Raw genomic sequence first — 12,299 nt, 5'->3', positions numbered from 1 at the left:
AAACATATAAATTATAGCGCGACCTAACGATGAGATTTTAAAGCGTTTTACTTTAATAATTTTTCTATATCTTTCTGTTTAATCTCCTTACGTGCTCTTGGATTTTTCCTCAAAAACTGAAGTGATGCGTTGAGCTCATAACCCAACAGTATAATATTAGAGTTAAGCCACAAATAAAGTAGTAGAATTAATAATGCTCCGATAGACCCATAAAGCTCATTGTATTGCGAAAAATTTTCAATATAAATCCCAAATAGAAAAGACGTTAACATAATGAGTAATGTTGTTAATAACGCACCAACCGAAAAGAACTTAGACTCCTTTCCCTCTTTAGTTCCGAAATAATACAAAGTTGCTGTGGCCAAATAAACCATAATAACAAAGAATAAATACTTAGCAAAGATAATCCACCCCAAGCCGCTATCATCGTCTGTAATAGCGTGTCCGCTAAATCCTTCATACAAGGGTTGAATTATATAAATTTGAAAGTATCCGAATACAGCTACCGTTAATAACAAAAGAAAAACTAGAATTAAGGCTACACCAAGTGCAAACATATACTGCTTAAAAACATTGCGATAAAGCTGTTTATGATATGAGGTTTCAAAACCAGAAAACACAGCATTAACTCCATTTGCCATTAAAAACATAGACAGCAAAAACACAGAAGAAATTAAACCTCCACTGGTATTACTACTCATATCTTTAAAAATACTGTCTATTAAAAATTCTGACGTCTGGGGTGGTAAAATAGAATTTAAGAAATCTAAAAAATCAGCTCTAAAACCCACTATTGGTATATAAGGAATTACAATAATCACAAACAACAAAAACGGGAAAATAGCCGTAAAGAAACTGAATGCAATAGCACTAGCTCTTGTGGTCAATGCTCCATTGACGATGCCCATGATATAAAGTTCCAAAAGGTCGTACACCGACAAACCTTCAAATCCTGGTAACTTAATTTGCTTAAAAAAGCGCACAAGTAAATTGACAACCGGTATCTTATTTAATTTATCTTCTATGGGTTTAGTCATTACTTAGCTATTGGCGTTTAGATTCTAACAAATCTACATTATATATAACGTAAAAGGTATCTAAAATTATACAGCTTTAAGGCTTAAATCTTTATTATAAATAGAGTGTGTTAAGGCACCAGACGAAATATAATCGACTCCACATTCCGCATATTTTCTAACAGTGTTTTCATTGATACCACCTGAAGACTCCGTTAAGCACTGGTCACCTATCAGTTTTACTGCTTTTCGCGTATCATCATAATTAAAGTTATCGATTAAGATTCGGTAAACTCCTCCACAATCTAAAATTTCTTTAATCTCTTCAAGGTTTCTCGCTTCAACAATAATTTTTAAATCTCGGTTGGTATCTTTTAAATACTGCTTCGTTAGATTAATAGCTTTAACAACTCCACCTGCAAAATCGATGTGGTTATCTTTTAGCATAATCATATCATACAGTGCAAATCTATGATTCTCTCCGCCTCCAATTTTAACTGCCCATTTTTCAAGTGCTCTAATACCAGGAGTGGTTTTGCGCGTGTCTAAAATTTTAGTTCCTGTACCTTCTAATAAATCCACAAATTCTCGAGTCTTCGTTGCAATTGCACTCATACGTTGCATAGCGTTTAAAACTAAACGTTCTGCTTTAAGAATGGATTGCGACGCCCCTTCAACATAAAAAACAATATCTCCATGCTTTACCTTTTGCCCATCTTCGATTAAGATTTCCACTTTCATATCCGCATCTACATAGGCAAAAACTTGCTTTGCAAACTCCACCCCAGCAATTGTACCTTTATCTTTTACCAATAACTTTGCTCTTCCTTGAGCAGATACAGGAATACACGCCAACGAGCTGTGATCACCGTCTCCAACGTCTTCTCTAATTGCATTGGCTATAATACCTTCTATTTCTTTATCGAATTGTGCTTTTGAAATCATCTGAATACATATTTGATGTAAAAATAGGAATTGAAATTTGAAAATTTGAATAAATCTATCGTCAGTTCGAGTGAATTTATGAGTAAATCGAATAAATTTGTATCAGAACAGTCTAAAATCGATTCCTCAATACCACTTGGAAAAAATAACCCGAATCACTCAAAGCATCAAAACATGAATATAAAACTCATAGCCATTGGTAAAACCGACAATAAAAACTTAATTGCGTTAATTACAGATTACTCCAAACGCCTTGGTTTTTATATTAAGTTTGACTTTGAAATCATTCCCGATTTAAAAAAGGTAAAAAATTTGTCGGAAGCCCAACAAAAAGAAAAAGAAGGTGAACTCATATTGGCAAAAACGCAAACATCTGATATACTCATTCTACTCGATGAAAATGGCAAACAATTAGACTCTGTTGCATTTTCTAGCTATTTACAGAAACACATGAATTCTGGTATTAAAACTTTAGTCTTTGTTATTGGTGGTCCTTATGGTTTTTCAGATGCCGTTTACGCGAGAGCCAATGGAAAGTTAGGGTTGTCTAAAATGACCTTTTCACATCAAATGGTCCGTTTATTCTTTATAGAACAATTATACAGAGGATTTACAATTCTTAGAAATGAACCTTATCATCATAAATAAAAACACAGACATTATACTTACTGAACAAAAAAAATCTCAGATTAATAATAAACCTGAGATTTTTTCTGTTATACTTTTAGTTTTAGAGAATCTTCATAATTTACTGTATGAAAACTGCGACTAAAAACTTACTAATGTGTCTTATAAACTTCTTTTCGCTTTTTAAGCTGTTTTGTTAAATCGTTAATAGTTTCATTCATAGCCATTTCATAATTTTTCTCATTAGACGTCGCAAAAATACGTGGTCCAGGCAAGCTTAATTCTATATTACAAATTTTACCTGCTTCATGATCTTTTTCATCATGTTTAAAATATACTTGAGCCGAAATAAGAAACTCGAATTTATTAGCTAATTTTTCTAATTTTTCCTCTGTTAATTCTGAAAGTGTATCACTTACATCAATGTTTACATATTGAAAATTTACCGTCATAATCTATCTTGTTTTAATGAATTATTCTTTTCACTAAGATACAAGATTTAGTCAGTCCAATCACTGATAAATATCATAATTAATTGATAAAATTTCAAATTTAAGATATAAATAGACCTTTTAAAAAGTCTGATAAAATTAAAAGAGCAATAGAATTATTTACCCTTTTTATTAAATTTATAACCAATAGCTAATTTTGCTTTTGTAAGATTTAAAAGATAGTTATTACCATAATCCAAATCGGTACTATACAGACTATTATTATAGCTTAAACTGACATAAAACTGTTTTAAATTATAATTTAAACCAATGAGAAAATCTAACTTATAGAGCATTGGATTACCTGGTTTGTAGCCTCCATCTTGTAAGGTCACTTTTTTATCTACCAAACCTATTCCTGGCATAACGTTAACCGTTGCTGTGATATTTTCTGGCAGTTGAAAGTAAGAGATGACGCCAGCTAAAACACCGAAAGACAAGCCTTGGTATCTTTTAATATCGCCTTCCTCATTAAAATAAGGACTCGTGGTTTCAGATAGTATACTAGGCTTTGCAGAAAAATAATCAAAACTACCGAAGACACCAACACCTCCTGTTATAAATATATTATCAGAATTCTTATTAGACAAGCCCGCCTTTAATTGGGAATAGGAAAACTCTATATTATCTAAAGTGTACATATAATTTAGCCCAACACTTACAGATCTAATATCGTCTCTAAATACGGTAGGTTCATCAAAGTTATTTTTAGCATTAAACCCCCTATACACTTGCGTAAAAATTTTTACATAATTTTTATCCTTTAAGATAGTTGTGGCTTGTAAATCGAACCTAGATGTTTTCTCTTTATTTGGATTTTTAATATTTACAGCAATATCTAAGATGATTTTTTTAGTAGCAAAACCTAGTCCAAGACCATATCTATTATTAGGTACAAACTTAGCTTTAGAATCACTATCTGAAATATTAAATTTATTCACCTTAAAATTAGAAAATATACGTAGTGAATAATTTTCAATATCTCTATCTACCAATAGCGAATCTAAATCATCCAAATCTTGAGCACTAAGACTTAAACAACTAAAACAAAAAACGAAAAGTATAAAAGGTTTCAGCATTGTTATTAGATTAAAATGTTTGTTTTGATAAATGATACTAAAATAGATTGCTATTTTTACAAAAGCAAAATTAAACTAAATAAGCTCAAAATATGCAACTTGTTTTCGCAACTAATAACTTAAATAAACTGAAAGAAGTACAATCGATGTTACCAGAACATATTAAACTTTTAAGTTTAAAAGATATTGCTTGCAACGAAGACATCCCTGAAACCCAACCTACCATTGAAGGTAATGCGATACAGAAAGCAGAATACTTAAAAAAGCATTATGGTTACGATTGTTTTGCTGATGATACCGGTTTAGAAGTTGAAGCTTTAAACGGTGAGCCCGGAGTCTTTTCCGCACGTTACGCAGGTCCTCAACGTAATGCTGATGACAATACCAATAAATTACTGACAGAACTCAGAAACAAACACAACCGAAATGCGCAATTTAAAACTGTGATTGCATTACACATTAATGGTGAGTTAAAAACATTTACAGGGATTTGCAAAGGCACAATTACTAGTGAAGAACATGGTGAAGGTGGTTTTGGCTACGACCCTGTCTTTAAAGCTGAAGGTCATAATAAAACATTTGCTGAAATTTCTCTTGAAGAGAAAAACAAGATTGGACATCGAGGGAAAGCAGTTTTTAAACTGATTGAATTTTTAAAGAATTAATGTAAATTGCCATTAAAGCTAAAATATTTTTAATGTACGCCCTATCATTTTTGTGCGTTATCCCTCTTCACTAATTACCATAAACATCTGAAATATTGCAAACTACCAAAGGAAAAACAACATTAATTGATTATCCAATTAATTGTTATACATTTGCACCTTGCAAAAAATTCCTATTAGGATTTTGTAAATTCCTCAGAGTGAGGATGTGTTACCTAGAAGTTTAAGTGTTTAGTATGTCGATTCGCTTCTTTTGTAACACCAACAGAACATAATCGAATACATATACTCAAAAATGAGCACATTTCAAGAACTCGGTCTTAATGAAGACCTTTTACGCGCTATTACGGATTTAGGATTTGAAAAACCTAGTGAAGTACAAGCAAAAGCAATTCCACTTTTATTAGAAGAAGACAAAGACTTAGTTGCTTTGGCGCAAACTGGAACAGGAAAAACAGCAGCTTTCGGATTTCCGATGTTGCAAAAAATAGATATTGATAGCAGAACTACACAAGGTCTTATCTTATCTCCTACTCGCGAACTATGTTTACAGATCACCAACGAACTTAAACTTTATGGTAAATACTGTAAAGGATTAAATGTTGTAGCCATTTATGGTGGATCTAGTATTTCTGATCAAGCAAGAGAAGTAAAACGTGGTGCACAAATTATTGTAGCAACTCCTGGACGTATGAAAGATATGATTAGCCGTAGAATGGTTGACATCTCTAAAATACAATACAGCGTTTTAGATGAAGCAGATGAAATGCTAAACATGGGCTTTAAGGAAGATATCACAGATATTCTTTCTCATACGCCAGAAGAAAAAAACACATGGTTATTCTCTGCGACAATGCCTAAAGAAGTAGCAACTATTGCTAAGAAATTTATGGCTAATCCTACAGAAATAACCGTAGGAAATAAAAATGAAAGCACTAACAACGTTTCTCACGAATACTATTTAGTTAACGCCAGAGATCGTTACCAAGCATTAAAACGTTTAGCAGATGCTAATCCAGATATCTTTTCTGTGATTTTCTGTCGTACTAAACGCGATACACAAAAAGTAGCCGAAAACTTAATTGAAGATGGGTATTCAGCAGGAGCTTTACACGGAGATTTAAGTCAGAACCAACGTGATTTGGTGATGAAATCTTTCAGAAACCAGCAAATACAAATGTTGGTAGCCACTGATGTCGCGGCTCGTGGTATTGATGTTGATGATATTACACACGTAATTAATTATCAATTACCTGATGAGGCTGAAATTTACACACACCGATCTGGTAGAACAGGACGTGCTGGTAAAACAGGAATCTCAATGGTTATTGTTTCTAAAAGCGAAGTTAGAAAGATTAAAAGCATTGAACGTATCATCAAAAAACAATTCGAGCAAAAAGAAATCCCTTCAGGTGGTGATATTGTTGAAGTACAGTTAATGTCTTTAGCAAACAAAATCCATACAACGGAGACAAATCACGAAATTGATAAACATATTGATAGTATCAATACGTTATTTGCAGATACTAATAAGGAAGACTTAATTAAAAAATTCTTCTCAGTAGAATTCAATCGTTTCTTTAATTACTATCAAAAATCGAAAGATTTAGGTAGCGTTCAAGTCAGAGATTCTGATAGAGATGGTGGACGCGATTACGATAAACAATCTAACGATTCTCGTTATTTTATTAACGTTGGTAGTAAAGATGGTTTTGATTGGATGAAATTGAAAGATTTCTTAAAAGAACAGTTAGAGTTAGGACGTGACGATGTTTTTAAAGTTGACGTTAAAGAAAGTTTTTCATTCTTTAATACGGAAAAAGGTTTACAAGAAAAAGTACTTGCCTTTTTTACAGACTTTAAACATGATGGACGTTTTGTAAACGTTGAAGTAAGCGCTGACAAAGGTGGTAGAAGTCGTGGTGGTAGAAGTGGCGGAAGAAACCGCGGTGGAAACGAAAGACGCTCTGGTGGCGGTGGCGGAAGTCGCAGACGCGATGATAACCCAAGAGGAGAAAGACGTTCTGGAGGCAGACGTTCTGATGATGGAGGATCTGGAAACAGAGGTGATAGACGCTCTAGCGATAGAGGCGATAGAAAATTCAACGACTCTAGAGGTGATAGACGCCCTTCAGAATCTAGTAGCGCGGGTTCAGAAAGGCCAAGACGTTCTAGAAGACGTGACTAAATTAATAATATACCGTATATTCTAAAAAATATATTAATCTAAAATCCAAAATTTGAAGTTTCACTTTCAAGTTTTGGATTTTTTTATAGAGCCTAATTGTTTAATTTAATATTCAAAAAAGTTAATTTTAAGTCAAATCTAAGCATGCAAACTGTTAAATCCGTTTTCTTTATTACCTTTACCTCGTAACACATGTGCATGCGATATCTATTTATTTTATTTTTTTGTTTCATTACAGTCAATGGTTTTAGCCAAGACAGTACAGCAACTAAAACACCGACTAAAGTTAAAGGAACAATAGTTAGTGCTTCGACGAGTTTACCTCTAACTGAAGCTAATATTGTAAATATTAATCAGGTTATAGGTACGGCAACGGACGATGATGGTGTCTTTGAAATAAAAGCTAACGTCAATGACACCTTACATTTATCGTATTTAGGTTTTAAATCTATAAGAGTGAGAGTAACTAATGACTGGTTAAAATTTGGAAGCACAAAAATTGAAATGACCGAACTCGCCTTAGCATTAGAAGAAGTTACAGTAAAACAACTTGAGTTAACAGGGTATTTAAAAGTTGACATGAATCAGGTTCCTGTAACATCTAATAATCGTTATCGTATTTCGGGCTTACCAGGCCAAGGTTATGAAGCTGGCAAACCTAACATTGCAACTAAAGTACTTGGTGCCATATTTAATCCTGCAGATTTCTTATATAATATGTTTGGTCGAAAGCCTAACGAAATGCACCGATTAAAGAAAATGAAAGAAGATGATGAGATTAGAAGTCAGTTATCTAAGCGTTTTGATAGAGAAATGTTATTAGTGCTTTTACAAGTAACTAAATTTGACTTAGACGAAATAGTTAACCAATGTAACTATTCTAAAGATTTCATTAACACTGCTAATGATCTTCAAATTTTAGATGCGATAAGCGAATGCTACGAAGAATATAAAGTGATTAAAAGAAGTAAAGAGCGAAAAAGTAATAAAAAAGATTAGAACTCAACGTCTATGCGTCAGAGTGTAAAGCGATTCTATTACCTTCCGTGTCAATAAACATTCCCATAAAACCATTTTCATCAGAAATTTTGGTTTTCTCTAACCCTATTTTTCCACCAGCAGCTTCTACTCTATCGAGCTCTATTTGCACATTTTTTGATATAAAATAAATCAATGTGCCTTCCTTACTAGGGATATAAGAATTTTGCTTAATCAGAGTTCCGGTTGCCCCGTATTCTCCATTATTACCAGGAAACCAGCCCATTTTCAAGCCATTAAATTCTACATCTTTAATTTCAACTTTAAAAACCGTCTCATAAAACGATTTAGCACGATTCATATCGTTTACAGGAATTTCAAACCAACCTACCATAATATATCCTTTTAGTCCCTTAAAATTACAACAATTATCCTTTCAATTTATAACGCTCTACAATCGCATCATAATCTTTTAAAGTTTTATTTATCCAATCAAAACGTTTTTCAATAATTTCGTCCTCAGTTAATTGCCAAGTAATTGACGATTTTCTTAATTGGGCTGTAACATGCTGAAGAATGATGGCTGCAGAAACCGATATATTCAAACTTTCTGTAAAACCAACCATTGGGATTTTCAAGAAGCAATCGGCATTATCAATCACTTGCTGCGATAAGCCTTCTGTTTCTCTACCGAAGAAAAAGCATGATTTTTTAGTGATGTCAAAATCTATTAATTCACAATCATCTACATGTGGAGTTGTCGCTACGATTTGGTAATCTTTCTCTTTTAAATTGGCTATACAATCTTTAACTGAGTTATAGCGATTCAAATCCACCCATTTTTGAGCTCCCATCGCAATTTCTCTATCGATACTTTTTGAATTTACTTCTTCGACAATATTCAATTCTTGTATACCAAATACATCACAAGATCGCATCACAGCACTCGTGTTATGCAACTGATAGACATCTTCTGTGGCAACGGTAAAATGTTTTGTCCTATTGGGTAAAACACTATTAAAGCGCTCAATACGGCTTTCGGTAAGAAATGTTTCTAAGTATTCTAGAAGTTTAAGGTCTTGCATGACCCAAAAATAGTAATTTTATAATATGAAACGAATATGTTCAAAGCGTAAACATTCAAGTAAATGATTATAATTAACATTAAATAAAACTCATGAAACATATAGTTGTATTAACAGGAGCTGGCATGAGCGCCGAAAGTGGTATCAAAACATTTAGAGATGCAGATGGACTATGGGAAGGACACGATGTTATGGCTGTGGCTACTCCCGAAGGTTTTCAACGTAATCCTGAATTAGTCTTAAATTTCTATAATGAGAGGAGAAAACAACTAAAAGAAGTTCAACCTAACCAAGCACATAAAGATCTCGCACTCTTAGAAATCAATTATAAAGTCAGTATTATTACCCAAAACGTAGATGACTTACATGAGCGTGCAGGTAGTAGTAACGTTATTCATTTACATGGTGAACTGCGTAAAATACGAAGCACCAAAAATGAAAATGACATCAAGGTATGGACCGAAGACATTCATTTAGGCGATAATTGTGAAAGCGGCTATCAACTCCGACCACATATCGTATGGTTTGGCGAAGCTGTTCCTATGATTGATAAAGCCGTAGAAATTTGCCAGCAAGCTGATATTTTAGTGATTATTGGCACGAGCATGCAAGTTTACCCAGCTGCAGGATTACTAGATTTTGCTCCAGTTGAGACGCCAATTTATTATATTGACCCAAAACCTGCCATGGATAAAAACGGTAAAATTCATGTTATTGCCAAATCCGCAACAGAAGGTGTTAAAACATTATTACAGATTTTAGATTAAAAAAATTATCTTATTTTTAGACTAAAACGTGTAACAATAATTATAAACAAGGGACTCATATATCAAATGCTAAAAAGATGAAAACAATAACAAAAAAGAAAACATTACTTCTAATATCTACTGGAATCTTTATAGTTGCCATATCTCAAATATTTGCTCGATTTACAGAATTACCTGATGTAGCAAGAGGTTCATTCATAGGTATAGGTATCGGACTCCTATTAACTGGTCTAATTTTTGATAAATTAAAAACAGCTAAATAGCATTCTTTAAAACCACCAAAATCAAACAAAACGAAACTCATATTGTACCTAAGCGTTCTACTGCTATCCGACTTCAAGAATATGGTGTTGGAGTGTTTGATGCGTTTCCTACAAAATCAGCTTTTAAGAAAGCCTTAAAAAAAGATTATATTACTGTAGATGATGCTATTGCCACTTCAGCAACCTATATACATGGTGGAGAATCTATTACTTTATCTGTTCCTAAAAATTTAAGTCCGAAGAAAAGATTAATCTTTAAACTCAAAGTACTGTTTGAAGACGATTACTTAGCTGTGATCCATAAACCTGGTGGAATTTTAGTAAGTGGCAATCATTTTAAAACGATTGCCAACGCTTTAGTTCAGAATCTAAAACGAAGTCCATTAGATGATACAACTCAACCGCAGCCTGTTCATCGTTTAGATTTTGCTACCACCGGTATTTTATTAGTTGGAAAAACAAGTAGTAGCATTCGTGCTTTAAACAAACTTTTCGAAGACAGAGCCGTTAAGAAAACTTACTATGCCGTTACTATCGGTGATATGAAAACCGAAGGCTGCATCACCACAGAAATTGATAAAAAACCTTGTCAATCTAATTACAAAGTCCATCAATCAGTTAGCTCTGAAAGATTCGGACAATTAAATCTCGTAGAATTAGAACCTTTAACAGGTCGGCGCCACCAATTACGTAAACATTTATCTAGTATAGGAAACCCTATCTTGGGAGATAAGGATTACGGAAAAGAATCGCTTATTTTAAATGGAAAAGGACTGTATCTGCACGCGTATTCTTTAAAATTTACACATCCATTTACAAAAAAAGTCCTTTATATAAAAGATGAATTTCCACTTAACTTCAAAAAAATATTTGATATTTTGCTATAGTTGAACGAACTATGGTGATAAGATTTACATACTACAATATTACGCATTCTTAGCTTCAATCCATTTACTCATATATTTAGAACTCTGCATAGTTTGATGCCTAAATAATTGTCCTATAAAATTGCGTTCTCGATGTGCACTTAGATGGGTAGACAATTCTAAGATCTTAGATGTAAGACCTTTTTCAAAATTAGTTTTATTAAAACGCTGGCTCAAAATATTGAATCCATTTTGTTGCTTTTCTTGCCATAATTCGGGTTGTATATAAAGTTCTATGGCTTTCTTTGCGAAAGCATTTGGCTCATCTGATATAAATCCATTTTCATCCAAACTACCAAACATTCCTTCTGCGGCGACACATGTCATAACACACGGGGTTCCATTTTGCATGGCATCTACTAATTTTCCTTTTAAGCCAGCCCCAAAACGTAAAGAAGCAAAACAGACCTTAGCATTTTGCATAACGTCATTAACATCTTCTGCAAAGCCTTTTATTATAAATCCTTCTTTACTATTATTGAGTTGCGTTACTTTTTGCGATTCATAAGCACCATAAATATGCAATTCTGCTTTTGGTAATTGCTGTCTCACTAATGGCCAAATACTTTGTTTTAAATACAAAACTGCATCATAGTTTGGTGCGTGTAAAAAATTACCAATAGTTACAAAATGGTGTCTGTTTTCAAAAGTTGGCAAATATTTAATATCAATTTCAGAAATGGGCTCTAATAGAAATGGTAAATAATGAAGTAAGTTTTTATCGATTTGAAATTGGTCGGTTAATATATCTATTTCAGCTTCAGATATTATTAAACTTAGGTCACAACGATAAATACTAGCAATTTCGCGTTTGGTAGTATCATTTTGCAAATGAGATACGTTAACGGTTTCATTTTGTTTTAGAGCTACTTCCCTAGCTTTACGCAAACCATGAAAATCTTCAGTATCTAAAACATGAATTGCATTAGGACATTGCTCCGCAACTCTCCAACCATACTGTTCTTCGGACATAAACCGATCAAACAACACAACATCTGGGTTTAAGTCTTTTACAAATACATCAAAAGATGAATCATTTAAAAGAATTGGCTTCATTTCAACATTTATAATATTTAAATCGAAGGTATTGTAAGATGTTTTAGCTGCAGAAGAAAACGTCACTTCAAACCCTTGATTTTGAAATTGTAATATCAACTGAATGATACGTGTTCCTGCAGCAGAACTTTTAGGTTCTGGCCAAACAAAACCGATAACTAATAATTTTTTCATGAATTAATTCTAAGATTCCAATTCAGGATTGTTTTCTAA

At 33.1% G+C, this 12,299-nt stretch carries 14 protein-coding genes; 7 read left to right on the top strand and 7 right to left on the bottom strand.

The window, feature by feature from the left end:
- Positions 1-47: 47 nt before the first annotated feature.
- Together HM986_RS07795 and nadC are read right to left on the bottom strand one after the other, a co-directional pair.
- A complete protein-coding gene (locus tag HM986_RS07795; protein ID WP_179334524.1) occupies positions 48-1,037 on the bottom strand; it encodes a YihY/virulence factor BrkB family protein in 990 nt (329 codons plus the stop codon).
- Positions 1,038-1,103: 66 nt separating this feature from the next.
- Positions 1,104-1,961: a carboxylating nicotinate-nucleotide diphosphorylase gene (gene nadC / locus HM986_RS07790; RefSeq protein ID WP_179334523.1), complete on the bottom strand. Its 858-nt coding sequence runs from the start codon at positions 1,959-1,961 to the stop codon at positions 1,104-1,106.
- A gap of 174 nt (positions 1,962-2,135) precedes the next feature.
- Between nadC and rlmH the strand changes: the two genes are divergently transcribed.
- Positions 2,136-2,609 carry a 23S rRNA (pseudouridine(1915)-N(3))-methyltransferase RlmH gene (rlmH, locus tag HM986_RS07785; RefSeq protein WP_179334522.1) on the top strand — a complete coding sequence of 158 codons (474 nt, stop codon included), beginning with the start codon at positions 2,136-2,138 and terminating at the stop codon, positions 2,607-2,609.
- Between the two features lie 131 nt (positions 2,610-2,740).
- On the opposite strand, the gene hpf is transcribed toward rlmH, so the two are convergent.
- Together hpf and HM986_RS07775 are read right to left on the bottom strand one after the other, a co-directional pair.
- The gene (hpf, locus tag HM986_RS07780; RefSeq protein WP_179334521.1) at positions 2,741-3,040 is read right to left on the bottom strand and encodes a ribosome hibernation-promoting factor, HPF/YfiA family; all 300 of its coding nucleotides are present in this window, start codon (positions 3,038-3,040) and stop codon (positions 2,741-2,743) included.
- Between the two features lie 155 nt (positions 3,041-3,195).
- A complete protein-coding gene (locus tag HM986_RS07775) occupies positions 3,196-4,158 on the bottom strand; it encodes a DUF4421 family protein (RefSeq protein WP_179334520.1) in 963 nt (320 codons plus the stop codon).
- Positions 4,159-4,250: 92 nt separating this feature from the next.
- Here HM986_RS07775 and HM986_RS07770 point away from each other — a divergent pair, with 92 nt between their 5' ends.
- The 3 genes from HM986_RS07770 (at position 4,251) to HM986_RS07760 (ending at position 8,010) form a co-directional block, all read left to right on the top strand.
- Complete coding sequence (locus tag HM986_RS07770) at positions 4,251-4,823, top strand: non-canonical purine NTP diphosphatase (RefSeq protein WP_179334519.1); 573 nt, start codon at positions 4,251-4,253, stop codon at positions 4,821-4,823.
- 295 nt (positions 4,824-5,118) lie between these two features.
- Positions 5,119-7,011, top strand: a complete 1,893-nt coding sequence (locus HM986_RS07765; RefSeq protein WP_179334518.1) for a DEAD/DEAH box helicase — start codon at positions 5,119-5,121, stop codon at positions 7,009-7,011.
- Between the two features lie 198 nt (positions 7,012-7,209).
- Positions 7,210-8,010 carry a carboxypeptidase-like regulatory domain-containing protein gene (locus HM986_RS07760; protein ID WP_394354222.1) on the top strand — a complete coding sequence of 267 codons (801 nt, stop codon included), beginning with the start codon at positions 7,210-7,212 and terminating at the stop codon, positions 8,008-8,010.
- Positions 8,011-8,020: 10 nt separating this feature from the next.
- Here the strand turns inward: HM986_RS07760 and HM986_RS07755 are convergent, their stop codons facing one another.
- Positions 8,021-8,383: a VOC family protein gene (locus HM986_RS07755; protein WP_179334516.1), complete on the bottom strand. Its 363-nt coding sequence runs from the start codon at positions 8,381-8,383 to the stop codon at positions 8,021-8,023.
- A gap of 34 nt (positions 8,384-8,417) precedes the next feature.
- Complete coding sequence (locus HM986_RS07750; protein ID WP_179334515.1) at positions 8,418-9,074, bottom strand: TrmH family RNA methyltransferase; 657 nt, start codon at positions 9,072-9,074, stop codon at positions 8,418-8,420.
- Between the two features lie 92 nt (positions 9,075-9,166).
- Here HM986_RS07750 and HM986_RS07745 point away from each other — a divergent pair, with 92 nt between their 5' ends.
- From HM986_RS07745 to HM986_RS07735, 3 genes are all read left to right on the top strand, one after another.
- Positions 9,167-9,841, top strand: coding sequence for an SIR2 family NAD-dependent protein deacylase (locus HM986_RS07745; protein WP_179334514.1), 675 nt, complete (start codon positions 9,167-9,169; stop codon positions 9,839-9,841).
- 77 nt (positions 9,842-9,918) lie between these two features.
- Complete coding sequence (locus HM986_RS07740; protein ID WP_179334513.1) at positions 9,919-10,104, top strand: hypothetical protein; 186 nt, start codon at positions 9,919-9,921, stop codon at positions 10,102-10,104.
- A 92-nt stretch (positions 10,105-10,196) separates the two neighbouring features.
- Entirely contained in the window at positions 10,197-10,991 is a 795-nt protein-coding gene (locus HM986_RS07735) for an RluA family pseudouridine synthase (protein ID WP_317167344.1), read from the top strand.
- 39 nt (positions 10,992-11,030) lie between these two features.
- Here HM986_RS07735 and HM986_RS07730 read toward each other — a convergent pair whose 3' ends face one another.
- Positions 11,031-12,260 carry a glycosyltransferase gene (locus tag HM986_RS07730; protein WP_179334512.1) on the bottom strand — a complete coding sequence of 410 codons (1,230 nt, stop codon included), beginning with the start codon at positions 12,258-12,260 and terminating at the stop codon, positions 11,031-11,033.
- Positions 12,261-12,299: the final 39 nt, after the last annotated feature.

It is taken from the genome of Winogradskyella costae (genome assembly GCF_013403865.1).
GTDB lineage: Bacteria > Bacteroidota > Bacteroidia > Flavobacteriales > Flavobacteriaceae > Winogradskyella > Winogradskyella costae.
This window is presented reverse-complemented; position numbering and strand designations above follow the sequence as displayed.

Bases quoted from the DNA above. Each gene is read 5' to 3' on its own strand.
- rlmH (WP_179334522.1), top strand. From the start codon at position 2,136: ATGAATATAAAACTCATAGCCATTGGTAAAACCGACAATAAAAACTTA.
- HM986_RS07765 (WP_179334518.1), top strand. From the start codon at position 5,119: ATGAGCACATTTCAAGAACTCGGTCTTAATGAAGACCTTTTACGCGCT.
- HM986_RS07730 (WP_179334512.1), bottom strand. From the start codon at position 12,260: ATGAAAAAATTATTAGTTATCGGTTTTGTTTGGCCAGAACCTAAAAGT.
- nadC (WP_179334523.1), bottom strand. From the start codon at position 1,961: ATGATTTCAAAAGCACAATTCGATAAAGAAATAGAAGGTATTATAGCC.
- HM986_RS07745 (WP_179334514.1), top strand. From the start codon at position 9,167: ATGAAACATATAGTTGTATTAACAGGAGCTGGCATGAGCGCCGAAAGT.
- HM986_RS07760 (WP_394354222.1), top strand. From the start codon at position 7,210: ATGCGATATCTATTTATTTTATTTTTTTGTTTCATTACAGTCAATGGT.
- HM986_RS07795 (WP_179334524.1), bottom strand. From the start codon at position 1,037: ATGACTAAACCCATAGAAGATAAATTAAATAAGATACCGGTTGTCAAT.
- HM986_RS07750 (WP_179334515.1), bottom strand. From the start codon at position 9,074: ATGCAAGACCTTAAACTTCTAGAATACTTAGAAACATTTCTTACCGAA.
- hpf (WP_179334521.1), bottom strand. From the start codon at position 3,040: ATGACGGTAAATTTTCAATATGTAAACATTGATGTAAGTGATACACTT.
- HM986_RS07775 (WP_179334520.1), bottom strand. From the start codon at position 4,158: ATGCTGAAACCTTTTATACTTTTCGTTTTTTGTTTTAGTTGTTTAAGT.
- HM986_RS07770 (WP_179334519.1), top strand. From the start codon at position 4,251: ATGCAACTTGTTTTCGCAACTAATAACTTAAATAAACTGAAAGAAGTA.
- HM986_RS07740 (WP_179334513.1), top strand. From the start codon at position 9,919: ATGAAAACAATAACAAAAAAGAAAACATTACTTCTAATATCTACTGGA.
- HM986_RS07755 (WP_179334516.1), bottom strand. From the start codon at position 8,383: ATGGTAGGTTGGTTTGAAATTCCTGTAAACGATATGAATCGTGCTAAA.